Source organism: Pseudomonas sp. CF161, assembly GCF_000416215.1.
In the GTDB taxonomy this organism is placed as follows: Bacteria; Pseudomonadota; Gammaproteobacteria; order Pseudomonadales; family Pseudomonadaceae; genus Aquipseudomonas.
In genome coordinates, this window is the sequence record NZ_ATLP01000071.1 from 1 (window position 1) to 25,636 (window position 25,636).

The 25,636-nt window shown below is 65.7% G+C and carries 26 protein-coding genes and 1 pseudogene; 13 read left to right on the plus strand and 14 right to left on the minus strand.

All coding sequences use genetic code 11. The features are described from left to right. From CF161_RS12955 to CF161_RS12970, 4 genes and pseudogenes are all read left to right on the plus strand, one after another. Positions 1 to 287 (plus strand): annotated as a pseudogene (locus CF161_RS12955) (zinc-binding alcohol dehydrogenase family protein); the annotation flags it as partial. A gap of 392 nt (positions 288 to 679) precedes the next feature. After that, the gene (gene kynU / locus CF161_RS12960; RefSeq protein ID WP_020297036.1) at positions 680 to 1,927 is read left to right on the plus strand and encodes a kynureninase; all 1,248 of its coding nucleotides are present in this window, start codon (positions 680 to 682) and stop codon (positions 1,925 to 1,927) included. Between the two features lie 32 nt (positions 1,928 to 1,959). Then, on the plus strand, positions 1,960 to 3,375 hold the full coding sequence (locus tag CF161_RS12965; RefSeq protein WP_020297037.1) for an amino acid permease: 1,416 nt from the start codon (positions 1,960 to 1,962) through the stop codon (positions 3,373 to 3,375). 136 nt (positions 3,376 to 3,511) lie between these two features. Beyond that, the gene (locus CF161_RS12970) at positions 3,512 to 4,840 is read left to right on the plus strand and encodes an OprD family porin (protein ID WP_020297038.1); all 1,329 of its coding nucleotides are present in this window, start codon (positions 3,512 to 3,514) and stop codon (positions 4,838 to 4,840) included. Between the two features lie 83 nt (positions 4,841 to 4,923). Here the strand turns inward: CF161_RS12970 and CF161_RS12975 are convergent, their stop codons facing one another. From CF161_RS12975 to CF161_RS13020, 10 genes are all read right to left on the minus strand, one after another. Beyond that, positions 4,924 to 6,261, minus strand: coding sequence for an MFS transporter (locus CF161_RS12975; RefSeq protein WP_020297039.1), 1,338 nt, complete (start codon positions 6,259 to 6,261; stop codon positions 4,924 to 4,926). Positions 6,262 to 6,403: 142 nt separating this feature from the next. Next, positions 6,404 to 7,393, minus strand: coding sequence for an amidohydrolase family protein (locus CF161_RS12980; protein ID WP_020297040.1), 990 nt, complete (start codon positions 7,391 to 7,393; stop codon positions 6,404 to 6,406). After that, the gene (locus tag CF161_RS12985; RefSeq protein WP_020297041.1) at positions 7,390 to 7,962 is read right to left on the minus strand and encodes a 3-hydroxyanthranilate 3,4-dioxygenase; all 573 of its coding nucleotides are present in this window, start codon (positions 7,960 to 7,962) and stop codon (positions 7,390 to 7,392) included. Before CF161_RS12985 ends, CF161_RS12980 begins: the two co-directional genes overlap by 4 nt. 16 nt (positions 7,963 to 7,978) lie before the next feature. Next, positions 7,979 to 8,425, minus strand: a complete 447-nt coding sequence (locus tag CF161_RS12990) for a RidA family protein (RefSeq protein ID WP_020297042.1) — start codon at positions 8,423 to 8,425, stop codon at positions 7,979 to 7,981. Beyond that, on the minus strand, positions 8,422 to 9,213 hold the full coding sequence (locus CF161_RS12995) for a 2-keto-4-pentenoate hydratase (RefSeq protein ID WP_020297043.1): 792 nt from the start codon (positions 9,211 to 9,213) through the stop codon (positions 8,422 to 8,424). The genes CF161_RS12990 and CF161_RS12995 overlap by 4 nt, the downstream gene beginning before the upstream one ends. After that, positions 9,210 to 10,247 carry a 4-hydroxy-2-oxovalerate aldolase gene (dmpG, locus tag CF161_RS13000; RefSeq protein ID WP_020297044.1) on the minus strand — a complete coding sequence of 346 codons (1,038 nt, stop codon included), beginning with the start codon at positions 10,245 to 10,247 and terminating at the stop codon, positions 9,210 to 9,212. Before dmpG ends, CF161_RS12995 begins: the two co-directional genes overlap by 4 nt. Positions 10,248 to 10,258: 11 nt before the next feature. After that, on the minus strand, positions 10,259 to 11,200 hold the full coding sequence (locus tag CF161_RS13005; protein ID WP_020297045.1) for an acetaldehyde dehydrogenase (acetylating): 942 nt from the start codon (positions 11,198 to 11,200) through the stop codon (positions 10,259 to 10,261). 14 nt (positions 11,201 to 11,214) lie between these two features. Then, on the minus strand, positions 11,215 to 12,027 hold the full coding sequence (locus CF161_RS13010) for a 2-keto-4-pentenoate hydratase (protein ID WP_020297046.1): 813 nt from the start codon (positions 12,025 to 12,027) through the stop codon (positions 11,215 to 11,217). Positions 12,028 to 12,041: 14 nt separating this feature from the next. Next, positions 12,042 to 13,508: a 2-hydroxymuconic semialdehyde dehydrogenase gene (locus tag CF161_RS13015; RefSeq protein WP_020297047.1), complete on the minus strand. Its 1,467-nt coding sequence runs from the start codon at positions 13,506 to 13,508 to the stop codon at positions 12,042 to 12,044. Between the two features lie 103 nt (positions 13,509 to 13,611). After that, positions 13,612 to 14,586 carry a LysR substrate-binding domain-containing protein gene (locus tag CF161_RS13020; protein ID WP_020297048.1) on the minus strand — a complete coding sequence of 325 codons (975 nt, stop codon included), beginning with the start codon at positions 14,584 to 14,586 and terminating at the stop codon, positions 13,612 to 13,614. Positions 14,587 to 14,848: 262 nt separating this feature from the next. Between CF161_RS13020 and CF161_RS13025 the strand changes: the two genes are divergently transcribed. Further along, positions 14,849 to 15,211, plus strand: coding sequence for a DUF4440 domain-containing protein (locus tag CF161_RS13025; protein ID WP_020297049.1), 363 nt, complete (start codon positions 14,849 to 14,851; stop codon positions 15,209 to 15,211). 3 nt (positions 15,212 to 15,214) lie between these two features. Here CF161_RS13025 and CF161_RS13030 read toward each other — a convergent pair whose 3' ends face one another. After that, complete coding sequence (locus CF161_RS13030; RefSeq protein WP_020297050.1) at positions 15,215 to 15,889, minus strand: hypothetical protein; 675 nt, start codon at positions 15,887 to 15,889, stop codon at positions 15,215 to 15,217. Between the two features lie 313 nt (positions 15,890 to 16,202). Here CF161_RS13030 and CF161_RS13035 point away from each other — a divergent pair, with 313 nt between their 5' ends. Together CF161_RS13035 and CF161_RS13040 are read left to right on the plus strand one after the other, a co-directional pair. Continuing rightward, entirely contained in the window at positions 16,203 to 16,907 is a 705-nt protein-coding gene (locus CF161_RS13035) for a glutathione binding-like protein (protein ID WP_020297051.1), read from the plus strand. Positions 16,908 to 17,119: 212 nt separating this feature from the next. Beyond that, positions 17,120 to 17,962, plus strand: a complete 843-nt coding sequence (locus CF161_RS13040) for a PhzF family phenazine biosynthesis protein (protein ID WP_020297052.1) — start codon at positions 17,120 to 17,122, stop codon at positions 17,960 to 17,962. A gap of 36 nt (positions 17,963 to 17,998) precedes the next feature. On the opposite strand, the gene CF161_RS13045 is transcribed toward CF161_RS13040, so the two are convergent. Beyond that, on the minus strand, positions 17,999 to 18,619 hold the full coding sequence (locus tag CF161_RS13045) for a LysE family translocator (RefSeq protein WP_020297053.1): 621 nt from the start codon (positions 18,617 to 18,619) through the stop codon (positions 17,999 to 18,001). A 175-nt stretch (positions 18,620 to 18,794) separates the two neighbouring features. On the opposite strand from CF161_RS13045, the gene hemB reads away from it, so the two are divergent. Then, a complete protein-coding gene (gene hemB, locus CF161_RS13050; protein WP_020297054.1) occupies positions 18,795 to 19,769 on the plus strand; it encodes a porphobilinogen synthase in 975 nt (324 codons plus the stop codon). A gap of 6 nt (positions 19,770 to 19,775) precedes the next feature. Here the strand turns inward: hemB and CF161_RS13055 are convergent, their stop codons facing one another. Together CF161_RS13055 and CF161_RS13060 are read right to left on the minus strand one after the other, a co-directional pair. Next, on the minus strand, positions 19,776 to 20,690 hold the full coding sequence (locus tag CF161_RS13055; protein WP_020297055.1) for a LysR family transcriptional regulator: 915 nt from the start codon (positions 20,688 to 20,690) through the stop codon (positions 19,776 to 19,778). A gap of 75 nt (positions 20,691 to 20,765) precedes the next feature. Continuing rightward, positions 20,766 to 22,163, minus strand: a complete 1,398-nt coding sequence (locus CF161_RS13060) for an FAD-binding oxidoreductase (protein WP_020297056.1) — start codon at positions 22,161 to 22,163, stop codon at positions 20,766 to 20,768. Between the two features lie 210 nt (positions 22,164 to 22,373). Between CF161_RS13060 and CF161_RS13065 the strand changes: the two genes are divergently transcribed. From CF161_RS13065 to CF161_RS13085, 5 genes are all read left to right on the plus strand, one after another. Beyond that, positions 22,374 to 23,228: an SDR family NAD(P)-dependent oxidoreductase gene (locus tag CF161_RS13065; protein WP_020297057.1), complete on the plus strand. Its 855-nt coding sequence runs from the start codon at positions 22,374 to 22,376 to the stop codon at positions 23,226 to 23,228. Continuing rightward, positions 23,221 to 24,105: an SMP-30/gluconolactonase/LRE family protein gene (locus CF161_RS13070; RefSeq protein ID WP_020297058.1), complete on the plus strand. Its 885-nt coding sequence runs from the start codon at positions 23,221 to 23,223 to the stop codon at positions 24,103 to 24,105. Before CF161_RS13065 ends, CF161_RS13070 begins: the two co-directional genes overlap by 8 nt. Positions 24,106 to 24,383: 278 nt before the next feature. Beyond that, a complete protein-coding gene (locus tag CF161_RS13075; RefSeq protein WP_020297059.1) occupies positions 24,384 to 24,767 on the plus strand; it encodes a c-type cytochrome in 384 nt (127 codons plus the stop codon). 148 nt (positions 24,768 to 24,915) lie between these two features. Beyond that, positions 24,916 to 25,437 (plus strand): sigma-70 family RNA polymerase sigma factor, encoded by a 522-nt coding sequence (locus tag CF161_RS13080; RefSeq protein ID WP_020297060.1) that lies wholly within the window; start codon positions 24,916 to 24,918, stop codon positions 25,435 to 25,437. Then, the coding region (locus tag CF161_RS13085; protein WP_020297061.1) for a DUF4880 domain-containing protein at positions 25,434 to 25,636 on the plus strand (203 nt) is incomplete at its 3' end. The genes CF161_RS13080 and CF161_RS13085, both read left to right, overlap by 4 nt.

Consider the following 25,636-nt stretch of genomic DNA (forward strand, 5'->3'; position numbering starts at 1 on the left):
CCCTGGCCCCGTTTGGCCGCATCGCGATCATCGCCGCGCCGGTCGACGGCCACGTGCAACTGCCGGCCCTGGCCCTGTACCGCCGCGGCGGCTCGCTGGTGGGGATCAACTCGCTGCTGTACGGCGTCGACGCCTGCGCCCTGATGCTGGAGCAGTTCGGCCGCTTCTTCGATCAAGGCCTGCTGCCATTGCCCGAAGGCCTGGTAGAAGCCCCCCTGGAACAGGGGCTGGAGCGCTACGCCCAGGTCAACCAAGGCACCAGCGAGAAAATAATCCTCGTGCCTTGATACGCACCGCATTTCCCTGACACAACACGGCGCACTCAAGGGCCAGCGTCCGAGCGCGGCCCGAGCCTCACGGCAGCGGCTACACCCGCAACCTGTAGCCGCTGCGGCGCTGTCCCTCCCAAACACCATCCATTTCCCTGACACGCCACGGCGCACTCAAGGGCCAGCGTCCGAACGCGGCCTGAGCCTGGCGGCAGCGGCTACAGGTTTTTCCCCGGGGGTCCCCGCAGGGTGTTCGCCAGGGCTTCGGCCCTTGCGACGTGTATGTCGATTTGGAATACCCGGGGTCACCTTTTCTATTATCGGGTAATGGATGCCGGGGTTAGGATCCGCGGGCGTCTGTGGGCTGTCTGCCGCACCGACTAATAAGAACAATGCCCCGAGGGATCCGTATGTCCAGTTCGACCCCGCGCCGTACGCGCGATGATTGCGTTCACCTTGACCAGGTGGATGAACTCCGGCGTTTTCGCGCACGTTTTGATTTGCCCAGGGACCAGATCTACTTCGATGGCAACTCCATCGGCGCGATGCCGGCCCATGTGCCCGCGCGCATGGACCAGGTCTTGCGCCAGGAGTGGGCCCAGGGCCTGATCCGGTCCTGGAACGATGCCGACTGGTACCCGGCGCCGCAGCGCACCGGAGCCAAAATCGCCCGGCTGATCGGGGCCCAGGGCCATGAGGTGATCGTCGCCGATTCGACTTCGATCAACCTGTTCAAGGTGCTGGTGGCGGCCCTGCGCATGCAGCCGGGGCGCACGGTGATTCTGGCGGAGCGCGGCAACTTCCCCTCCGACGTGTACATCGCCCAGGGCGTGGCCGAGCTGACCGCCTGCGAGCTGCGCTGCGTGGAGCCGGAGCAGGTGCTGGACGCCCTTGGCGAAGACGTGGCGATCCTTTCGCTGACCCACGTCAACTTCAAGTCCGGGCGCCGCTACGACATGGCGGCCATTACCGCCCGGGCCCACGAACTCGGGGTGCTGGTGGTCTGGGACCTGTGCCACTCGGCCGGGGCCATGCCCATCGAACTGAACCAGGCCGGCGCCGACTTCGCCGTGGGCTGCGGCTACAAATACCTCAACGGTGGCCCGGGAGCGCCGGCATTCGTGTTTGTCGCCGAACGCCATATTCCCCAGGTGCGCCAGCCGCTCACCGGTTGGCACGGTCACGCCAAGCCCTTTGATTTCACCCACGACTACGTCCCGCACCCGAGCATCGACCGCATGCTGGTGGGCACCGCGCCGCAACTCGGGGTGTTGGCCCTGGAGGCCGCGCTGGAGGTATTCGACGACGTCGACATGAGCGCCCTGCGGGCCAAGAGCGAAGCCCTGGGCGACCTCTTCATCGAGCTCTGCGACCAGCAGCTGGGCGGCCTCGGTGTGGAGCTGCGCAGCCCGCGCGAGGCCGGGCAGCGCGGCAGCCAGGTGTCCCTGGCCCATGCCCAGGCCTACCCGGTGATGCAGGCGCTGATCGCGCGCGGCATCATCGGCGACTTCCGCGCGCCGGACCTTCTGCGCTTCGGTTTCGCCCCGCTCTACAACGGTTACCAGGATGTCTGGGACGCCGTGGCCGCCCTCAAACGCATCCTTGAACAACAAGAATGGGATCGCCCGCAATTCCTCACCCGCAAATCGGTGACCTGAGTTCCCACGCCAAGCCCTGGAGCATGAATGTCATGACAAAAACAACACGCACATTCGAACAGGTTTCAGACCGCGAAAAAGGCCTCAAGCAGAGCCTGACCAGTGGCCAGCTGTCGATGATTGCCATCGGCGGCGCCATTGGCACCGGGCTGTTCCTGGGCAGTGGTTTCGCCATCGGCTTTGCCGGCCCCAGCGTGCTGATCAGCTACGGCATCGGCGCGGTGATCGCCCTGCTGCTGATGGGCTGCCTGGCGGAAATGACCGTGCGTCACCCGACCTCGGGTTCGTTCGGCTCGTTCGCCGAGTTCTACGTCGCGCCCTGGTTCGGCTTCGCCATCCGCTATGCCTACTGGGCCTCCATCGTGTTTGCCGTGGGCACCGAAATCACCGCGGCGGCGATGTACATGAAGTACTGGTACCCCGAGGTGCCGGGTGGCTACTGGATGGTCACGTTCTCGATGGCGCTGATTCTGGCCAACGCCTTCAGCGTCAAAGTGTTCGGCAGCATCGAGTATGTTTTTTCCTTGCTCAAGCTGTGCGCCATCGTCGGTTTTATCCTGCTCGGCGCCTGGGTGGTGTTCGACGCCCCGGCCCAATCGAGCATCGGTTTCGCCAACTACAGCAATGACCGCGGGTTCTTCCCCAATGGCCTGTGGGGCACCTGGGTGGCGGTGATCGTGGCGTTCTTCAGTTACCTGAGCATCGAGATGATCGCGGTCGCCGCCGGCGAGGCCAAGGACCCGCAACAGGCCGTGACCCGGGCCTTTCGCATTACCGTGGTGCGGCTGGTGGTGTTCTACCTGCTGACCATCGCGCTGGTCCTGGCCATCGTGCCCTGGGGCAGAAACAGCGGCGGCGAAAGCCCGTTTGTCACGGTGATGGCGGCCACCGGCATTCCCTATGCGGGCGCGGTGTTCAACGCGGTGATCCTGATTGCCGCGCTGTCGGCGATGAACAGCCAGCTGTACATCACCACCCGGCTGATGTTCAGCCTGTCCCGCGCCGGCCAGGCCCCGGCGGTGTTCGGCAAGCTCAGCGACAAGGGCGTGCCGTTGCCGGCGCTGCTGCTGTCGTCCCTGGGGATTGCCCTGGCGACCTTGCTTTACCTGGCGTACGCCGACAAGGCCTTCACCCTGATGATGTCGATTGCCATGTTCGGCGCGATGTTCACCTGGGCCGGGATCTTCCTCACCCACCTGTTCTTTCGTCGGCAGCAGGGCGACCAGCCGCTGGCGTTCAAACTCTGGGGCTACCCCTGGACCAGCCTGGGCGGTTTGCTGCTGATGCTGGCGGTGATGGTCACCACCCTGTTTACCGCCGAGTTCGAATTGACCCTGTGGATTGGCCTGCCGTTCCTGGGGCTGATCCTGCTGATTTACTGCCTGCGTTTTCGGCACAAGGCGCCCCTCACGGCAGACGCTCCCAAGCCGTTGCCGATCCGTCACTGAGTACCCGGGGCCGGACACGGCCCCACCTTCACCCTGACCCTTCCCGGACCGTTCCGGGCCGCTTATCGGCCCGGGCTCACGGCTGTGCGCGATGGCGCGTGCAGGCTTATTACAACAACAAGAAAAGAGGCACCCCATGCGTCAACCAACCCATCCCCATGCCCTGTGGCTGCTGCCCCTGCTGTGTTCGCTGCCGTTGGCGGTCACGGCCGGCGAGGGCGAAAGCGGCTTTATCGAAGACAGCCATCTGACCCTGCTCAGCCGCAACTACTACCTCAACCGCAGCATCCAGGACGGGCGCCGCGACCGCAAAGACTGGACCCAGGGTTTTATCGCGCGCTTCAGTTCCGGCTTTACCCAAGGCACGGTCGGGGTCGGGGTCGATGCCTTCGGCACCCTGGGCCTGAAGCTGGATGCCTCGGGCGGCAAGATCGGCACCTACAACCTGCCGGTGCACGATAACGGCCAGCCGGCGGACGAATACGCCAAGGGCGGCGCGGCGCTCAAGCTGCGGATTTCCGAGACCGTGCTGCGTTACGGCGAGCAGTCGGTGGACACCCCGGTGTTCGCCGTCGGCCACAACCGGTTGATCCCCGAGACGGCCACCGGGTTTGCCCTCGACAGCCAGGAGCTGCAAGGCCTGAAGCTGCGAGCCGGGCACTTCACCTCGGCCACCGGCCACGTCACCACCAACAGCGACGGTGATCTGTGGGCGTTCTACGCCGGGGTCACCACGCCGTCGGTGGACTACCTGGGCGCCGACTACCAGTTCAACGACCAGCTCGGTGCCAGCCTGTACAGCGCACGCTTTGCGGACATCTGGAACCAGTACTACGCCAACCTCAACGGCAGTACCGACCTGGGCGAAGGCCAGCAACTGGGTTTCGACCTGAACCTGTACCGCACCGTCGACACCGGGCAGGCCAAGGCCGGGGCCATCGACAACACCACCCTCGGGGCGTCGGTGTTCTACGGCCTGGGGGCCCATCGCCTGACCCTGGCCTTGCAGAATGTGGATGGCAACACGCCGTTCGACTACCTCGGGGTGGGCGATATCGACCGCAACGGGCGCAACGGCCGCGACCAGGGAGCGTCGATCTACCTGCCGAACTCGGCGCAGTATTCGGACTTCAACGGCCCCAACGAACGCTCCTGGCAATTGCGCTACGACCTGGCGATGGACAGCTACGGCGTGCCCGGCCTGAAGCTGATGGCGCGCTACCTGCGCGGCTCCGGCATCGACGGTACGCACATGCCGGTCGGCAGCCCCTACGCCGGTTTCTACGGCAAGGACGGCACTCACCGCGAGACCAACCTCGAAGCCCGCTACGTGGTGCAGAACGGCCCGCTCAAGGACCTGAGCCTGCGCCTGCGGCAAACCTGGCACCGCGCCAATGCGGCCCAGGGCGAGGGCAATATCGATGAGTTCCGCCTGATCACCGACTACCCGCTGGATATTTTCTAAGCCGGTTGCCGCAATAAAAAAATGCCGCTGGGCCTGTGGGGCGCAGCGGCATTTTTTGGTTCAGGTTCAGCCGTGCAGGGCCATCAGCTCTCGAGCGGCGCCGCCTGGTGCCGGGCCTGGCTGTTCATCAGCAGCAGCGCCAGGCTGGCGATCAGCACCGGCACCGCGATCCAGATAAAGAACTGCGGCAGGTCGCCGGCGCTGCTGAAGATCCAGCCGCCGAGCATCGAACCGATGATCGAGCCGGCGCGCCCGGCGGCCAGGGCCCAACTGACGCCCGTGGCGCGCGAGCGGGTGGGGTACAGGGTCGCGGCCAGGACACTGAGGTTGTTCAGGGTTCCGGTCAGGCAAAAGCCGGCCAGGAACACAATCGCCAGCAAGCGTGCGCCGTGCTCCAGCTGGCTGCCGGTGCAGGCCAGGGCCACGGCGCCGGTCAGGCACAGCAGCGGCAGCACGCGCAGGGCGCCCAGGCGGTCCATCAGCAAGGCCATGGCGATCCCGCCGAGCACCCCGCCGAGGGGAATCATCGCGCTGATCTGCGCCGCATTCGCCGTGCTGTAGCCGCTGCCGCGCAGCACCGTGGGCAGCCAGTTGGTCAGGAGGTAGAACACGAACAGGCAGCAGAAGAAGGTCAGCCACAGCAGCAGGGTGCGGGCCATCTGGCCCTGGCTGAACAGCGCCGACACCGACGAGTGCCCGGTGCGTTGCGCGGCGTCGCCGATAAAGCGCACAGCGTGCCAATCCTCGCGCCCGCTGATGCGCTCCACCGTGCGCCGCAACGCGGTCTGATGGCGCGGGCTGTCGGCCATGAAGCACACCGACTCGGGCAAGGCCAACCACAGCACCGGCCACAACAGCAGCGGCGCCAGGCCACCGATCACCAGCAAGCCCTGCCAGCCCACCAGTGGCAGCAGCACCCCGGCCACCGCGCCGCCCAGGGCCAGGCCCAGGGTGAACCCGGAGTAACTCAGGGTGACCAGCAGCATGCGCCGCCGCGCCGGTGAGTATTCGGAGCTCAGGGTGATGCAGTTGGGCAGCACCCCGCCCAGGCCGATGCCGGTGATAAAACGCAACACCGCCAGCACCTCCACCGACGGCGAGAGCGCCGAGGCCAGGGTGCCGAGGGCGAAGATCAGCACGCACACCAGCAGCACGCTCTTGCGCCCATGGCGGTCGGCCAGGGGCCCGAAGCAGAAGCTGCCCAGCAGCATGCCGAACAGCCCGGCGCCAAACACCGGCGCCAGTTGGGCGCGCTCGATGTGCCAGCTTTGCAGGAGTTCCGGGGCGATGTAGCCGATGGCGGCGGTGTCGAAACCGTCCAGCAATACCACCAGGAAACACAGGACCAGCACCCGTATCTGCAAACGCGAGAGCGGGCTCTGGTCGATCAGTTCAGTGAGGTTTTGCGTGCGATGGGACATGGCTTGCTCCTTGTGATTGTTGTTGGAGTTGAGCGCAGCGAAGCTGTCTGGCGGCCACAGTCGCCCGTGACCGGGCACGCCCGGCGTGGTGTACCAGCGCCGTCAGACAGGGGGTGGGCCGTGGGCCGCCGGGGCCCGGGGATCAGTGCAGGCCGAAGAAGGCCTGGGCGTTGCCGGCGAGGATCTGCGCCTGCTGGGTGCGGTCCAGTTGCGGGTGCTCCAGCACCCCGGCACCGATGCGCTGCTCGCCGAGGGGGAAGGGCGAGTCGGAACCGAGCATCACCCGGTCGCTGCCCATCACGTCCACCAGCAGTTTGAGCGCTCCCGGGTCGAACACCGCCGAGTCGACGAAGAAGCGTTTGACGTAGCTTGACGGCAACTGCGGGCAGTCCTCGCGCACGATGTCGCGGTGCAGCCAGGCGTTGTCCACCCGCCCCAGCAAAAAGGCAAAGCCGCCGCCACCATGGGCGAAGCAGATGCGCAGCGACTCGGGCAGGCGCTCGAAGGCCCCGGACAGGATCAGCGACAGAATCCCCAGCTGGGTCTCCGCCGGCATCGCCACCAGCCACGGCAGCATCCATTTTTTCATGCGTTCGCCGCCCATCATGTCCCAGGGGTGCACCAGCACCGGGATGTGGTCGTGGGCGCAATGGGTGAGGAAGCTCACCAGCTGGTCGTGGTCCAGGTCATGGTTGCCCACGTGGTTGCCGATCTGCACCCCGACGTGGCCACAAGCCTTGGCCCGGCTGGCTTCGCGGCAGGCGGCGTCGAGGTCTTGCAGCGGCACCTGGGCCAGGACCTTGAGCCGCTCGGGAGCGCTGGCGGTCATTTCCAGGGCGCGGTCGTTCATCAGCTGGGCCCAGGGCAGGGCCTTGGCGATGGGCGCGTCGTAGGCAAACATCACCGGCGTGGCGCACATGACCTGCTGGTCCAGGCCCTGCTCGTCGAGGTGTTCGATGCGCCGCTGGGGGTCCCAGAGCACGTCGTGCACCGGGCGAAAGGCCTTGTCGCCGACCATGATCTGGCCCTTGCGCCCCTCACGCTGCAACCAGGGCGCGCGCTCGGGGTTGAGCCGGGCCGCCTCGGCCTGGCTGATGGGCGGGAAGAAGTGCGAGTGGATATCGATTTTCATGGGTGCTTCGCTGCGTTGAGGGTTCGGTGCCAGGTCTGCCAGTCGCGGCCAGGGTGGGTTTCGCCGCATTCGTTGCAGCGCCGCTCGCTGTCGCTGGTGGCGTAGAACTGTTCGTACACCGGCGGCAGGTCGTGGACGATGCTCTGCAACTGCATCGCGTAGCGCTTGATCAGGGTGCCGCAATGGGCGCACGACCATTGCAGCGCGTCATGCAGGCCCTGGGGCCGCTGGCGTTCGATGACCAGGCACAGGCTGCCGGGCTCCGGGCGCTGGGGCGAATGGATGACGTGGGGCGCCATCAGGTAGATATCGCCCTCGCGCAGATCGATGCGCTCGTAGCGCCCACGGTCCCAGATATTGAGGTAGGCGTTGCCCCGGAACTGGTAGAAAAACTCCTCCACCGGGTCATCGTGAAAGTCGGTGCGCTGGTTCGGGCCACCGACCACCGTGACCATGAAATCGGCGTCCTGCCACACCTGGCGGTTGCCCACCGGTGGCTTGAGCAGGTGCGCGTGTTCGTCGATCCAGCGGTTGAAGTTGAAGGGTGGGCTGTAGTGATGCTTGTCCATGTTCGAGGTGCTCTTTTTATTGTTGTTCTGGGGCGCCACCGCGATTGAGCGGGGCGTAGGCCACGGCCTTGATTTCGATCCGCAGGTGCGGGTGCGGCAATTGGTGCACGGCGACGGTGGTGCGGGTCGGGCCGCTTTCATCGAAGTACTCGGCGTAGACCTGGTTGTAGCCGCCGAAGTCGTTCATATCGACCAGGTAGCTGCACAGTTCCACCAGGTCCTGCAGGCCGGCATTTTCGCTGGCGAGGATATCGCGAATGTTCTCGATGACGGCGCGGGTCTGGGCGCGAATATCCAGGCAGGTGGTGCCCATGGCATCGACTTCGACCCCGTCGAAACTGTTGTCCGGGCGCCGCGAGCTGGTGCCCGAGACGTAGAGAAAATCCCCCGCGCGCCGGATATGGGGGAAGCGCCCCCGGGGCGTGGCCTTGCCGGCCACCACGGTCGAGCGGCTGGCGGTCATGGCGCGACTCCCGGGCGGGGGCCGCTGCAGGTGAAGCCACATTCGCCGTAGCCGGCGATCTCCACCGCGACGTGGCTCCCCGGCACCAGGGCAACCGCGGCGGTGGCGGCACCGGCCATGATCAGGCTGCCGGCCGGCAGGGCGATTTCGGCCTTGGCCAACAGCTGCGAGGCCTGCACCAGGCTGCGCAGCGGATGGCCGAGAATCGCCGCGCTGGAGCCGCATTCCACCAGGCGTCCGTCGATGCGCAGCAGCACCCCGGCATTGGCCAGGCCGCTGAAATCCCGGGACCAGGCGCCCACCACCAGTCCGGCCGACGAGCAGTTATCGGCCACCACGTCCTCCAGGCTGAACTTGAAGGCCTGGTAGCGCGAGTCGATGATCTCGATCGCCGGGGCCACCGCTTCCAGGTAGTCGGCGGCTTCGAGCTGGGTCAGCGGGCCGTCGATGGCGCGTTTGGTGAGAAAGCACAGCTCGGGTTCGGCCCGGGGGTGGATGTAGCGCGACAGGTCCACCAGGCCGCCGTCCTCTTCGAGCATGGCGTCGGTCAGCCAGCCCCAGATCAGGCTGTCGACGCCCATCTGGATCATCTTCGCGCGGCTGGTAAACCCCAGCTTCACGCCGATCATGCGTTCGCCATCGGCGTAGCGGTGCTGCATCGAGGCACGCTGGATCCGGTAGGCCTGTTCCAGGCTGAACGGGGTGACGCTGCTGAATTGCCCCAGGGCTTCGGCGCGGCGCGCGGCCTGGTCGAGGGCGTGGGCGATACGGGCGGTATCGGGGGTCATGGGCGCTGCTCCTGAGGGTGGGCGAGAAGGTCGAGGGCGACGTCGACGATCATGTCTTCCTGGCCGCCGACCATGCGCCGGCGGCCCAGCTCGACCAGGATGTCGACGGTTTTCAGGCCGTACTTGGCGGCGGCCACTTCGGCGTGGCGCAGGAAGCTCGAATAGACCCCGGCATAGCCCAGGGCCAGGGTTTCGCGGTCGACCCGCACCGGGCGGTCCTGCAACGGCCGCACCAGGTCGTCGGCGGCATCCATCAAGGCGTAGAGGTCGGTGCCGTGGTTCCAGCCGAGCTTGTCGGCGGCGGCGATAAACACTTCCAGCGGTGCGTTGCCGGCCCCGGCGCCCATGCCGGCAAGGCTGGCGTCGATGCGGTTGCAGCCTTCCTCCACGGCGACCATGGAGTTGGCCACCCCCAGGCCAAGGTTGTGGTGGGCGTGCATGCCGGTCGCGGTCTCGGGTTTGAGCACGGCCTTGAAGGCCCGGAAGCGCTCGCGAATGTCCTGCATGTTCATCGCGCCGCCGGAGTCGACCACGTAGATGCAGGTGGCGCCGTAGCTTTCCATCAGCAGCGCCTGCCGGGCCAGCTCGGCCGGCGCCAGCATGTGGCTCATCATCAAAAAGCCCACGGTGTCCATGCCCAGTTCCCGGGCGGCCTCGATGTGCTGGCGCGACACGTCGGCTTCGGTGCAGTGGGTGGCGACCCGCACGATGCGGGCGCCGGCGTTGTAGGCGGCCTTGAGGTCATGCACGGTACCGATCCCGGGCAGCAGCAGGGTGGCGATGCGGGCGTGGCGCACCACGTCGGCGGCGGCTTCGATCCACTCCAGGTCGCTGTGGGCGCCGAACCCGTAGTTGAAGCTGGAGCCTTGCAGGCCGTCGCCGTGGGCCACTTCGATGCTGTCGACCCGGGCGGCATCCAGGGCCCGGGCGATGCGCTGCACCTGGTCCAGGGAATATTGATGGCGCACGGCGTGCATGCCGTCGCGCAGGGTCACGTCGCTGATGTACAGCGGGGTGTTGGGGATAGTTGGCATGGCGCGGTTCCTCAGCGGCAGTGGCGCATGGACTGGGCCATGCGTTCGGCGGTGGCCAACGCGGCGCAGGTCATGATGTCGAGGTTGCCGGCGTAGGCAGGCAGGTAGTGGGCGGCGCCTTCGACCTCAAGAAAGATCGAGGTCTTGAGGCCGCTGAAGCGTCCGATCCCGGGCAGGTACAACGGCGCGTCGGCGCTGATCGGGTCGAACTGCACCTGCTGCTTGAGGCGATAGCCGGGCACGTAGGCCTGGACCGCCGCGGCCATCTCCTCGATCGAGGCGGCGACCCGCTGCGGATCGGCGGCGGCCGACAGCACGTACACCGTGTCGCGCATCATCAGCGGCGGCTCGGCCGGGTTCATGACGATGATCGCCTTGCCCCTGGCGGCACCGCCGATGACCTCGATGGCCTTGGCCGTGGTTTCGGTGAACTCGTCGATATTGGCCCGGGTCCCGGGGCCGGCGGATTTGCTGGCGATCGAGGCGACGATTTCCGCGTAATGCACCGTGGCGACCCGTGACACCGCGGCGACCATGGGAATGGTCGCCTGGCCGCCGCAGGTGATCAGGTTGACGTTGAGCTGGTCGAGGTTGTGCTCCAGGTTGACCACCGGCACGCAATACGGGCCGATGGCGGCAGGGGTCAGGTCGATCAGGCGGATGCCCGGCCTGGCCTGGCGCAGCAGCGCGTCGTTACGCACGTGGGCGGCGGCCGAGGTGGCGTCGAACACGATCTGGATCTCGGCGAACTGCGGCATCCGCAGCAGGCCCTCGACCCCTTCATGGGTGGTGGCCACGCCCAGCCGGCGCGCGCGTTCAAGGCCGTCGGAGGCGGGGTCGATACCGACCATCACGCTGATCTCCAGGTGCCGGGCCTGGCGCAGAATCTTCAGCATCAGGTCGCTGCCGATATTGCCCGAGCCGATGATGGCGGCTTTTATTGTCGGTTGCATGTGCCCGTCCTTGTTCAGTGCGCGGCGGCGAAGGCGGCGGTGACGCTGCCCAGGCCCTGGATATGCGCGGTAAAGCTGTCGCCGGGACGGGCCACGACCATCGGCCCCAGGGCTCCGGTCAGCAGCACGTCGCCGGCACGCAGGGGCTGGCCGAGGCGCACCAGGGTGTCGGCCAGCCACAGGGCGGCGTTCAGCGGGTTGTCCATGCAGGCCGCGCCGGCACCGACCGAGACCGGCTCGCCGCGCAGGGTCATGTGCATGCCGCAGCGCACCAGGTCCAGGCTTGCCAGTGGCACCGGGCGGCTACCGAGCACGAACAGGCCGGAGGAGGCGTTGTCGGCGATGGTGTCGAGCAGGCGGATGTCCCAGTTGGCGATGCGGCTGCCGACGATTTCGATGGCCGGCAGGGCAAAGGCGGTGGCGCGGATCAGGTCGGCCACGGTGTGCCGCTCATGGCTCAGGTCGTGCTCCAGGACCAGGGCGATCTCGGCCTCGACCTTGGGTTGCAGGGTGTCGGTCCAGGCGATGGGCTGGCCATCGCCCCGGGCCATGTCGGCGAACAGCTGGCCGAAGTCCGGTTGCTCCACCCCCAGCTGTTGCTGCACCACGCGCGAGGTCAGGCCGATCTTGTGCCCCACCGGGCGCCGTCCGGCCGCAATCGCCCGTTGGTTGTTATGGCGTTGCACGGCATAGGCCAGGTCGATGGCGGCCTGTTGCGGCAGGTCGGCCTGGGCGCTGGCGATCAGCTCGCGCAGCGGGGCGCAGGGCTGGCCGCTGAGCTGGGCCTGGTGCAGGCGCTCGGCGGCTTGAAGAAGTGCTGCATGCATGGGGAGGCTCCCGCTCAAGGGTTGACGCAAATGGTGGTGATCGCGGAGTAGAAATCCAGGGAATGGTGGCCGCCTTCGCGACCCAGGCCCGACAGCCGTGCACCGCCGAACGGGGTGCGCAGGTCGCGCAGGAACCAGGTGTTGACCCACACCATGCCCACGTGAAAACGCCGGGAAACCTGGTGCGCGCGCTTCAGGTCGCGGGTCCACAGGGCGGTGGCCAGGCCGTAGGCGCAATCGTTGACCCGGCGCACCACTTCGTCCTCGCTGTCGAACGGGGCGATATGGCACACCGGGCCGAACACCTCTTCGCGCATGCAGCGCGCGTCGTCGCCGAGCCCGGTCCAGATGGTCGGTTGCACGTAGGCGCCGTTGTCCCGGGCATCGCCAAAGTGCGGTACGCCGCCCCCGGTGACCTGGGTCGCGCCTTCCTCCCGGGCCAGCTGGAAATAGCCGAGGACCTTGTCCCGATGCTTGTGGGAAATCAGCGAGCCCATGTTGACCCCGTCTTCATCGGGGTAGCCGATCTTCAGCGCCTCGGCCCCGGCCGCCATGGCCGCGACAAACCGCTCGTAGATCGGCCGTTCGACGTACACCCGTTCCGAGCACAGGCAGACCTGGCCCGAGTTGCTGAAGCTCGAGCGCAAGACCCCGGCCACCGCGGCGTCGAAATCGCAGTCGGCAAACACCACCGCCGCGTTCTTGCCCCCCAGTTCGAAAGACACTTCACGCACCCCTTCGGCGGCGGCTTTCATGATGGTCGAACCGGTGCGGGTCTCGCCGGTGAAGGTGATGGCGTCGACGTCCGGGTTGCGGGTCAGGAACTCGCCCGTGGACTGCGGGCCGAAGCCGTGCACCAGGTTGAAGACGCCGCTGGGCAGGCCGGCATCGCGCATGACCTCGGCCAGCAGGGTGGCGCTGGAGGGCGAGTCTTCCGACGGCTTGACCACCACCGAGTTGCCGCAGGCCAGGGCCGGGGCGACTTTCCAGGTCAGCAGCAACAGCGGCAGGTTCCACGGCGAGATGATCGCCACCACGCCGTGGGGTTTGCGCACGGTGTAGCTGAACACCTCGTTGCCATCGGCGGCACGCATCTCGAAGTACTCGCCGCCGGACTGGCGCAGCAGCTCGGCGAAGGTGCGGAAGTTGTGCACGGCGCGGGCGATGTCCAGGGTTCGCGCCTGATGCACCGGGCGCCCGGTGTCGGCGACTTCGGCGGCGACGAATTCCTCGAAACGCTGCTCGATGCCCTGGGCGATGCGCAGCAGCATGTCGGCGCGCTGGCTGCTGCTGTAGTCGGCCCAGGGGCCCGCCTGGGCAGCGCGGGCGGCGGCCACGGCCTGGTCCACCTGATGGGCGTCGGCCTCGCAGACCTGGCTCAGCTGGCGGCCGTCGATGGGCGAGATGTTGGCAAAGGTCTTGGCGCTGGCGACAAATTCGCCGGCGATGAAATGGCGCAACAGGGGCAGGGCAGTGGACACGCGAACCTCCGGAACTTGGGTTTCGGAGCGAGTGTAGGCAGGCCAAGTATTAGTTAATAATCAAATACTCCGGGTTATCTATTAGTGTTTGGAATACATAGGCTCAAGTGTCGAGGGTGGCCTGCTGCGGGTCCGATTCTGCGCGGGCGGCCAGGTACAGGCATTCGCGAAACAGGCGCGCGGCCGGGCCCAGGTTGCGGGCATTGGAGAAGAAACAGCCGATATCGCCGAACTGCATCGGTGCCCCCAGATCGAAGGCCTTGAGCATGCCGGCCGCGACAAACTGCAGGGTCGCCTCGTAGGGCATCAGGGCCACGGTGCGCTGGTCCTGCATCAGGCTGAGGTTGGTCAGGATCGACAGCGACTCCGCAACATTGTCCGGTGTCGACAGGCCGGCGGCGGCGAACATCTGGTCGGATGTTCGGCGCAGCAGCGAGTCGCGGGTCGGCAGGACCCAGGGGTAGGTGTGCAGGTCATGCAGGCTGATGGCGCCCTTGCCATGCAGCGGGTGCGCGGCGCCGGCGACCACGCTCAACTCCTCGCCGTACAGCACCTCGACATCCAGGCTCGGCGACTGGTTGCGCCAGCTCCAGTCGTCCGGAACCCGGCCCACCACCAGGTCCACTTCGCCCACTGCGAGCGCCGGGAACAACTGGTCCATCTGCCCCACGCGCAACGACACCAGAACCCCGGGCGCCCGTTGCTTGAGCAGGCGAATGGCCTTGGGCAGCAGCGAGGTCGAGGCGGAAATCAGCGTGCCGACCATGACCTGGCCCGCGGTGCCCTGCTGAAAGGCGTTGACCTCGTCGGTCAGCGAGCGCAGTTCGGCCAGCAGCGACTTGGCCCGCAGTACCACCAGCTCGCCCAGCTCGGTGGCCGTGACCCCACGGTTGCTGCGTACCAGCAGCGGTGCGTCGAAATAGGATTCCAGCTCGTGGATGATCTTGGTCACCGCCGGCTGGGTCAGGTTCAGCGCCTGGGCTGCGCGTACCAGCGAGCCGCTTTGCAGCACCTGGTCGAACACCAGCAGTTGGTAGAACTTGAGCTTGCGGGCAATGGAGATGGTGGTGAATTTCATGCAGAGCCTCGGTTCGTTCGCTGGGGTCGCCGCGTGGCGCCGGGCAAGACTAACCAAAGCCGCGGGCTTTTGCTGCTCCAGCACTGTATGCCGGGCTGCCCGCGGGACGGCAAGAGGCTGGACAGCGGCGCCGCCACCGGTCAATGATCGGGCGCCGTTTATTTCAGCCTACGGGCTGCAACACGCCTGAGTGCGTGATGCCGCGGCATCGATGACGCGGCCAGGAGGCCTGGCCTGTCGATTATCCAAGGAGGAGAACCCCATGAGTCTGCATCAACAATTGCTCGATCTGGAAAACCGTCTGCTGCAGGCCGAGGTGCGCACCGACCGCGAAAAGTTGCGGGCACTGCTGGCCGAGGACTTTTTTGAATTTGGCGCCAGCGGTGGCACCTGGCACCGTTCCGAAGTGCTGCAACGCCTGCCCGGGGATGAGTTCGTCGAGCGCAGCATCAGTGACTTTTCAGTCAAGCGCCTGTCGGACGTGCTGGTGCTGGCGACCTATCGCTGTCGCCGCGCCGAGACCACCGAGCAGCCGGCGCTCGATTCCCGACGCAGTTCGATCTGGCGCTTTGACCAGGGGCGCTGGCAGATGATCTTCCATCAGGGCACCCAGGTCCCGGCCTAGGGATCAGCTCGGGCAACTTTCCTGGCCGTTGTCCAGGCCTTGCTTGTAGTTGCGGCTGAGCAGGGTGGCCTTGCCGTTGTGCCAGGTCAGGGTCAGCACATACAGGGTGTCGAAATCGTTGGAGGCCCAGTCGTCGGTGATGGTGCGTTTATCGCCGACGGCTTCCTGGGCCACCTTGTTGATCAGTTCCGGCAGGTAACCGTGGGACCAGGCGGTGTAGATGATCGAGTTGTGGTAGCGGTCTTCGAGCAGCTCATCGGCCAGGGCGCTGGTGTCGTTGGCCGAAAACTCGATGTTCACCGGCAGGCCGAGCTTGATCGCGCTGGGGCTGATGGTCATCAGTGGACGGATGTAGCTATAGGAGTTATCGAACTCGCCTTCTTCGACATTGCGCGTCGGGTTGGCGGCGAACACGTAGTCGGCCTTGCCGAATTTTTCGGGCAGCAGCGAGGCCAGGTCGATGGCGCGGTTCAGGCCCTGGCAATTGAGCTGGCCGAGACCGCCGGCGGGTTTTTCCGCGTGGCGCAGGAACACCAGGGTCTGGGTGCCGTCGGCCGGCTGGGCGCGGCTTTCGCCGGACTCCAGCGACAGCAGCAGGCCGCTGGCGAGCAACAGGGCCGGGAGCACGATGTAGGCGCGGTGTTTAAGGCGTTTGGCGAGGTTCAGCAGCTTGGTCATTGAATAGGTGTTCTTCAGCGCAGTCGATTGAGGCTGACAAACCTTGGCACGGCACCCTGGCGGTGGCCTGTGGTTTTCCCTGTCATAAGCGATGCATCCACCCGAAGGTAGTTGTCTGAGTCCCGGCACGGCTTTTGGTTCGATCCTGGCAGGCTGATGGCACTGTAAGCGCCTTGGCGCCAGGGTGTGAGCCAGCTTAACCACAGGATGTTGCCGATTTAAGAATGCGTCTCGCCGCGTGATGCTTATAATCGACCCGCCGCCGCTCTAGCGCCTGCGGCACAGCCCCCCTGACCGTCACTGGAAACCTGTCATGACTGATCTCTCAGCCTTTCCCATTACCCAGAAGTGGCCCGCGCAGTTTGCTGATTGGATACAGCTGTATTCCTTGCCCACGCCCAACGGGGTCAAGGTCTCGATCATGCTCGAGGAAATCGGCCTGCCCTACGAGCCGCACCGCGTCGGTTTCGACACCAACGATCAGTTGTCCGCCGAGTTCCTGTCGTTGAACCCGAACAACAAGATCCCGGCGATTCTCGACCCCCACGGCCCGGGCGACCAGCCGCTGGCGTTGTTCGAATCGGGGGCGATCCTGATTTACCTGGCCGACAAGAGCGGGCAATTGCTGGCCCAGGAATCGGCCGCGCGCTACGAGACGATTCAGTGGCTGATGTGGCAGATGGGCGGTATTGGCCCGATGTTCGGCCAGCTCGGCTTCTTCAATAAATTTGCCGGCAAGGACTACGAGGACAAGCGCCCGCGCGACCGCTACGTGGCTGAATCCAAACGCCTGCTGGGCGTGCTCGAAGGGCGCCTGAGCGGCCGTGACTGGATCATGGGCGAGCGCTACACCATCGCCGATATCGCGGTCTTCCCCTGGGTGCGCAACCTGATCGGCTTCTATGAGGCCGGCGACCTGGTGGGCTTCAAGGACTTCCCCAACGTGCAACGGGTGCTGGAGCGCTTCCTGGCCCGGCCCGCCGTGATCCGCGGCCTGGAAATCCCCAAGCCGGTGTAAACCCGTCGCCGACCATCGGCAGCCGCTACAGCGATACCCAGACCCTGTAGCCGCTGCCCAAGGCTGCGCTGGCCTTCCTGAGGCCACGAAACCCAGACCGTGTCCCGGCGTTTATTGGGCCCGCGCCCGAGCGTGGCCCGAGCTATATAACAGCGGCGACAGCGATAGCCGACAACCCTTCTTCAGCGTGCTAATTCAACCAAGGACCGGCAATGAGCCAATTCGATTTCAGGCAAGTGGATGTGTTCAGTACCCAACCGCTCAAGGGCAATCCGCTGGCGGTGGTGCTGGGGGCCGATGAGTTGAGTGATGAGCGCATGGCGGCCTTTGCCCGCTGGACCAACCTCAGCGAAACCACCTTTGTGCTCAAGCCCCGGGACCCGCGAGCCGACTACCGGCTGCGGATTTTCACCACCCTGGAAGAGTTGCCCTTCGCCGGTCACCCGACCCTGGGCAGTTGCCATGCCTGGTTGCAGGCCGGTGGCGTGCCCCAGGGCGAGGAGGTAATTCAGGAGTGCGAGGTCGGCCTGGTGCGCATTCGGCGCCAGGGCGCGGACCTGGCGTTTCTCGCGCCGCCGCTGTTGCGCTCGGGCGCGGTCGAGCCCGAGTTGCTGGAGCAGGCGCGGCGTGGCCTGGGGTTGGCGCCGGGGGCGATTGTCGAGGCGCAATGGGTCGATAACGGCGCCGGCTGGATGGTGCTGATGCTCGCCGAGCGCCAGCAAGTGCTGGAGTTGCAGCCCGATTACCCGCAACTGCAAGGCCTGGCCGTGGGGGTTATCGCCCCGTGCGACCCGCAGCGCGACGATACCGATGCGCAGTTTGAAGTGCGGGCCTTTATCGCCGGGGACGGCATGCCCGAAGACCCGGCCACCGGCAGCCTCAATGCCGGCGTCGCCCAATGGCTGCTGGGTGCCGGCCTGGCACCGTCGAGCTACGTGGTGAGCCAGGGCCTGAGCATGGGCCGGGCGGGCAGGATTCAAGTGCAGCAGTGCGGCGAGGAGATCTGGATCGGTGGCGCGGTCGTGACCTGCATCGAGGGCCGCCTGACCTTGTAGTGCATCCGGCCCCCGGTGCACCGGGGGCCAGGGTCATCAGCGGTTGTTGGTCGCCAGCTTGAGGCCAAAACCGATCAGCGCCAGGCCCGCCACCCGGGTCGCGATGCGCCGCGCCATGGGCAGGGCCTTGAGGCGGATCGCCGCGGCGTTACCCAGGACCACCAGGCCGACCTGATACACCAGGCTGATCACGGTGATGTGCAGCATCATCACCAGCAGGGTCATGCTGGAACCGTCGGGACGAATGAACAGCGGGAAAAACGCCACGAAAAACAGGATGACCTTCGGGTTGGTCATGGCCACGGCCAGCCCGGTGCGAAAGTAGACCCAGCCCGAGGTCTTGGGCTCGAGCCCCGAGTCTTCTGCCGTGACCTTGGTGCGCAGCAACTGCACGCCCATCCAGCACAGGTAGGCCGCGCCGAACCATTGCAGGCCCTGGAACAACATCGGGTTGGCCTGCATCAGCGCGGCCAGCCCGGCGACGGCGGCGACCATATAGAGGATGTCCCCCAACAGGGTGCCCAGGACCGCGCCAATTCCCGCCGTGACGCCATTGCGCGCCGTGGCATTGAGGATGGCCAGGGTGCCGGCACCAGGAATCATCTGGAAAATCACGATGGCGGCAATAAAACTGCCGTAGTTCTGGATATCGAACATCAAAGTGACTCCTGTCACGGGGGGGAGGCCAATACTAGTCAACAATTCCATTGTTACGAAAGCGGAAAAATACTCTTGGCAAAGCGGTGTTTGTGCCCTTGGCATTCAAGGCATAAGCTTTGCCCTTTTTTAGACTTTGGTCCTGTTTACACTTGGCCTGCCGTTAGGAAATCCCATGTCCAGCCAGTTCCCCGAAGCCCGTCCACGTCGCCTGCGTCGCACCGAGCAAATGCGCAGCCTGTTCCAGGAAACCGAGTTCACCCTCAACGACCTGGTGCTGCCGATTTTCGTCGAAGAAGAAATCGACGACTTCGTGCCGATCAAGAGCATGCCGGGGGTGATGCGCATCCCCGAGTCCAAGCTGGCGGGCGAGATCGAGCGCTACGCCCGGGCCGGGATCAAGTCGGTGATGACCTTTGGCGTGTCCCACCACCTGGACAGCACCGGCAGCGACACCTGGAATGACAACGGCCTGGTGTCGCGCATGTCGCGCATCGCCAAGGACGCGGTGCCGGAAATGATCGTGATGTCCGACACCTGCTTCTGCGAATACACCGACCACGGCCATTGCGGCGTGGTGCACGGCCATGAAGTGGACAACGACCAGACCCTGATCAACCTGGGCAAGCAGGCCGTGGCCGCGGCCCGTGCCGGCGCCGATGTGATCGCGCCGTCGGCGGCCATGGACGGTCAGGTCCAGGCCATTCGCCGGGCCCTGGACCAGGCCGGCTTCAGCCATGTGGCGATCATGGCCTACTCGACCAAGTTCGCCTCGGCGCTCTACGGCCCGTTCCGTGAAGCCGGCGGCAGCGCGCTCAAGGGTGACCGCAAGAGCTACCAGATGAACCCGATGAACCGCCGCGAAGCGGTGCGCGAGTCGTTGCTCGACGAGCAGGAAGGCGCCGATTCGTTGATGGTCAAGCCAGCGGGTGCCTACCTCGACATCATTCGCGATATCCGCGAAGTGTCGCGCCTGCCCCTGACCGCGTATCAGGTCAGTGGCGAGTACGCGATGATCAAGTTCGGCGCCCTGGCCGGCGCCATCGACGAGCAGCGGGTGGTGCGTGAAAGCCTGGGTTCGATCAAGCGTGCCGGCGCCGACCTGATCTTCACCTACTTCGCCATGGACCTGGCTCGCGACGGGATCTGACCCGGATCAGCCCGCAGCCGGCGGCAGGTGCTGCTCCAGCAGCGCCTGCAGGTTCTGCAGCGGGATCGATACCGGCAGCCGGTTCCAGTTCATGTACAGGCCGATGCCCGGGTTCGGCGTCTGGCTGACCGGGGCCAGCGGGCGCAACACCAGCTCATCCCTGAGGCCGCTGGCGGCGAACGATTGCGGCACCAGCGCCACCCCGAAACCGCAGGCCACCAGGCCCAGCAAGGTCTGGATCTGCGCCGCCTCCTGCACGATGCGCGGGTAGAAACCGGCGCTTTCGCACAAGGCAATCAACTGTGCGTGATACCCGCTGCCCAGCACTTGCGGGGTAAACACAAAATCCTCCTGGGCACAGTCCTGCAACTGCACCTCGCGGCGCGCGGCCAGCGCGTGGTCGCGGGGCAGGGCCAGCAGCAGCGGTTCATCGAGAATCAGCCGTGACGCCAGGTGACCACCCGGCAGCGGCAACTGGCGCATAAAGGCGAGGTCGCTGTCGCCGGTCAGCAGCGCCTTGGCCTGCTCGGCGGACGGCATCTCGCGGATGATCAACTGCACCTGCGGGTAAGCCTGGCGAAAGGCCTTGAGGCTGTGCAGCAAAAACGGGTAGCCGGCGATGGAAATGGCGGTGACCGTCAAGCTGCCGGCCACGCCCTGGGCCACCTGGCGTGCCTGTTCGACGCCGTGCTCCAGGGTCTGCAGGGTGGCGTGGGCGGTGTCGAGAAACGCCGCGCCGGCCACGGTCAGCCGCACCTCGCGCTTGTCCCGGGTGAACAGGCTGAAGCCGAGTTTGTCTTCCAGGCGGTTGATCGCCTGACTCAGGGGCGGCTGGGCCATGTGCAGGCGGATCGCCGCGCGGTGAAAATTCAGCTCCTGGGCCACGGCGATAAACTGCCTGAGCAGGCGGGTTTCGATCATTCGAAGGGTTCTCCGGGCAAGCGGCGAATGGGCGGCAATCCATAGCATGAACGGGCGGTGTGCCTGGGCCCGGGTTTAACCTCCGGCCCCATACGCATCCCACAATTTATTGCGAAATTTATTCCCCGGGTCGACCCGTGCCTTGAGCGCCAGGAACTCGGCCGCTCGCGGGTAGGCCGCGCGAAACTGGGCCGGCGTGGCGTGGATCTGGTAGGGCAGGTAATAGCTGCCGCCACGCTGGATGGCGCTGTCCACCAGGGCCCGGGTCCATTCCCGCACGTCATCCCGCGCTGCCGGCGCGGTGCTCTGCTGGTAATACAGCACGAGGGCGAAGACGTCGGTCTTGGCCCAGGCCAGCAGGGTGCCGGGGTCCGCCTTGGCGTGGCGGATCGACAGGTTGATCACGTTGACCTGGTGCGCGCGCAGGGTGGCGCCCATCTCCTGGATAAAGCTCTCCAATTGCGCCGGGGGCACGAAGTATTCCTGCAGCACGTAGGTGCGCTTGGCCCGGGAGTCGGGTTCCAGTTCGCGCACGTCGAGGCTGGCTTCGTGGTTGCGCCAGCTCACTTGCGGCTTCTTCAGCACCAGCGGGTCGATCACGTCCTGGCGCAGGGTCTTGCCCATGGGCCACTGGCTCACGACCTTCAAGGCTTTCTGTTCTTTCCAGTAGTTGCGGTCCAGGGGTGTCAGGCGTTCGGTGACGGTGAGCGGCAGCTCGGTCTGGCGGTAGGACACGGCGCGCAGGGTTTGATACTGGTCGGGGTAGAGCACGGCGTTGTGCAGGATGACCTTGGGATCGTGCTCGATCTGCTTGAAGAAAAAGGGCCGGTAGTCGCTCAGGGGCATTTCGTCGACGCTGCGCAGCAGGCGCACGTTGTCGCTCAGGCGCAGGGTGGCTTCGACTATCACCCCCAGGCCGCCGTAGCCGCCGATGGCGCCGTAGAACAGCTCGGCGTTGTGCTGCGGGCTGGCCTCGACCACCTGGCCGTCGGCCAGCACCAGCTTGATGGACTTGACCGAGGTCACCAGCGGGCCATAACCGACGTAACGCCCGTGGGCGTTGACGCTCAGGGCGCCGCCAACGGTGAAGTTGGCGTAGCTCTGCATGATGCTGACGGACAGGTCATGGGGGTCGATCACGTCTTGCAGGGCCCGCCAGGTGATGCCGGGCTGGACCGTGATTTCCTTGCGCGCTTTGGAAAAATCCAGCACCCGGTTGAAGCCGCGCATATCGATCTGCAGCGCGTGTTCGGTGGCGGTCTGGCCGCCCATGCTGTAGCGCCCGCCACCGATGGCGATGGGCCCGGGATGGGTGGCCACCAGTTGCGCGATCTGCTCCAGGGTCGTGGGCCGGGCCACCTGGTCGACCACGATGGGGTTGAGCTGAGTGATGTCGTTGACGGTTTCTGCCGCGTGGGCATTCAGGGCGGTGCCGAGCGCACAGCAGAAAAACAGGCCGATCGCGAATCTCATTCGCCGTGTCCATCCTTGGTGGAGCGCCACCGGTTCGGGCGCGAGTGGCGGCAGAATAACGCTCTCGCCCGGCCCTGACCATGGGCCCCTGGCATTGCGCCGCTGCCCGGCCTCAAGGCTGATACTTCGCACGTCTCAAAAGCGCCGGTATTAAGTATTAAACCCTTGATTTCATTGTTGTTAGGCTGGAAAAAAGAGGAGGACTCCAGCATGAATTTCAAGGGTAGGACCGCCATCATTACTGGCGCTGGCCGCGGCTTGGGCCTGGTGTATGCACGGGCGCTGGCCGAACGGGGCGCCCAGGTGCTGATCAATGACCCGGGCACCGACCGCAGCGGGGTCGGCACCGATGCCGCCGTGGTCCAGGAGGCCGCACGCAGCCTGCAAGCCGACGGTTTGTCGGTACTGGGCGACAGCAGCAGCCTGGCCGAGGAGGCGGGTTGCCAGCAGTTGATCGCCCGTGCCCTGGACGCCTTTGGCGGCCTGGATATTCTGATTCACAACGCCGGCTGGGTCGGTTACCAGCCGATCGAAACCGTGGACAGCGGGTTTATCGAGCGCGCCGTGGCGGTGAATATCCAGGCGCCGATCTGGCTGTGCAAGCACGCCTGGCCGCACCTGCGGCAATCGCCGGCACCACGGGTGGTGCTGACCACTTCGGACCGGGCCATGTACCAGCGTTATGCCCAGCCCGGGCTGGTGGCCTATGCCGCCGGCAAGATGGCGCAACTGGGGATCATGAACGCGTTGAGCATGGAGGGCGCCGCCCACGGGATTTTGGTCAACGCCGTGTCGCCGGTGGCCAAGACCCGCATGTGGGGCATCACCGGCCAGCCGCCGGACCTCACGCCCGAAGCGGTGGCGCCGGGTGTGGTCTACCTGGCCAGCGCCGATTGCCATGACAGCGGCTATATCCTGCGGGCCAGCAACGGCCAGTTCAGCGCCACCCGTTTCGAAGAAAACCCCGGCGTCGACTACCCGCTGGACCTGGCCCGGGTGCACGCCGCCAGCGCCACCGAGGTCGCCCGGTTGTGGGCCAGCATCAAGGAGTCACGGCATGCCTGAGCCTTTGATCGTGCGCCGGGTGGCCAAGGCTCAGGCCGACCTTGGCGAGAGCCCGGTCTGGGATGAGCAGCGGCAGATTCTGTACTTTGTCGATATCTCTGGCGGCCGCATTCACCGCCTGGAGGCCGGGGGCACACTCGCCACTCTGTACCGCAGCGCGGCACGGATTGGCGCCCTGGCCCTGACCGACCGTGGAAACCTGATCTTCACCGAAGACACCGCCGTGGCGATTCTCGATAGCCGGAGCCTGGCACCTGTTCAGCGTTCGGCAGCGCTGGGCGGGCCGGCCTCCTGGCGCTTCAACGACGGCGCCTGCGACCCCCAGGGGCGGTTTATCAGCGGGCTGATGGACGAGGACCACAGCCCGGACAGCGGCAAACTGCTGCGCTACGACCGCCAGCTCGACGCCAGCCTGCTGCACCAGCCCCTGGGCTTGCCCAACGGCCTGGTCTGGTCCGAAGACGGGCGGCAGCTGTTTTTTGTCGATTCGGTGGCACGGCGAATCTACCAGGCGCCTTACGCGGCGGACGAGGGCGGGCTGGGGCCGGTCTCGGTGTTTGCCCAAACCCCGGCGCACCTGGGGCGCCCCGACGGCCTGGCCATCGACCGCGAAGGCGGGATCTGGGTCTGCCAGTTCAACGGCGGCTGCCTGTTGCATTACGACCGTCACGGCGCATTGACCCGGGTGCTGGCGATGCCGGTGCCACGCCCCACCAGTTGCTGTTTCGGCGGCCCGGACCTGCGCACCCTGTTTATCACCAGTGCCCGCTTCGCCATGAGCGCCGAGGAGCTGGCGCGTTACCCCGAGTCCGGCGACCTGTTCGCCATCGACGGCTTGGTGGCCGGGTGCCCACGGCACCGTTTCCAGCAGGGCTGAGGCCTGGGCAGCGAACCCGGGTTGATCCAGGAGGGCTCACACGTCCCTCCTGGCGCGCCTTGCAAGCCAGTACGCGCCAAAGGAGAATGGCGCGCTTCTAATCGCCGTGATTAGGTTTTGTTCAACTAAATCAACGTATTGAACTCAGGTTTGGGGGCGCGCCGATTGCCAGTCAGCATTCTCGGTTTGAGCATCATCGAGAGCATTGAGGGTTGCAGTGGCAGGGGCGGGGCTGCCCGGGATTCAGAGCTGATTGACACCATAAGGACATGTGGCACATGAAAATAAGAAGACTGTTCATCGCCTCGTTAGGGGTGTTAGCGCTGGTTCAAGCATCACTTTCCCTGGCGGATACGGCCAACGGGAAAACGCTCTATATGCAGAGATGCGCCATGTGCCACGGAGCCGATATCAAGGCCACCGGGCCACTGGCCAATAAAAGTAATCCCCCGACACCCGACCTCACGACGTCCGCGTTCAAAAAGCGCCTGAATGATTATCCGGGGGTGATTGTGTCGTCGATCATCCTTCGCCCCAACGGCAACCTGATTCCAAAAACCTTGCAGGAGAACGGTGTAAAGCTGGCGCCGTTCTCCTGGAAAGTTCAGGATTTTCGCGATTTGAATCAATACATGACGGGCGTGATTGCAAAAAGTCGATAAATGTCCCGCGTCAGGGTCCGCATCCTGACTGAGTCAGTCGCGCTGTCGCGAGTACATCGCGATTGAACAATCCCGGTTGATGGCTATTGCCAAGCCTTGAGTGCTACATGACAATGCGATTCATTATCAAACGTGAATTTTCTGTGTCATGCCCGCCGACGACTTGTCCCTTCGCAGCGCCGTCAACACCCTCTATTCCGAGCACCAGAGCTGGTTGCACGGCTGGTTGCGCCAGCGCCTGGGCAATGCCTGCGATGCCGCGGACCTGGTCCAGGATACGTTCGTCCGGGTGATCACGGCGCGCAATGCCATGCAGATCCGCGAGCCGCGGCCCTATCTGTCGCGGGTCGCCAAGGGCCTGCTGATCGACCTGTTCCGCCGCCGCTCCCTGGAGCAGTCCTACCTGGAAGCCCTGGCCAACGTGCCCGAGGCCGAGTACCCATCGGCGGAGGAGCAGGCGATCCTGTTGCAGGCGCTGCTGGACATCGACCGCATGCTCGAAGGCCTGGGCAGCAAGGTGCGCCAGGCGTTCATCCTGTCGCAGTTCGACGGCCTGACCTACCCGCAGATTGCCGAGCGCCTGGGGATCTCCGAGCGTTCGGTGAACAACTACATGGCCAAGGCGATGGAGCATTGCTGCCTGATGCAGATCCGGATGCAGTGCCCATGAGCCTTGGCGGCCCGCAACTGTCAGCTGCCGAACGGCAAGCCATCAGCGCCGCCGCGCGCTGGTACGCGCGGCTCAGGTCCGGCAGCCACACCGAGCAGGAACAACAGGCCTGGCACCAGTGGCTGGCTGCCGACCTGCTGCACCGCGAGGCGTGGGCGCGCATGCAGCAGGTTGGCGAGCAGATGGCCGCCGTGCCGGG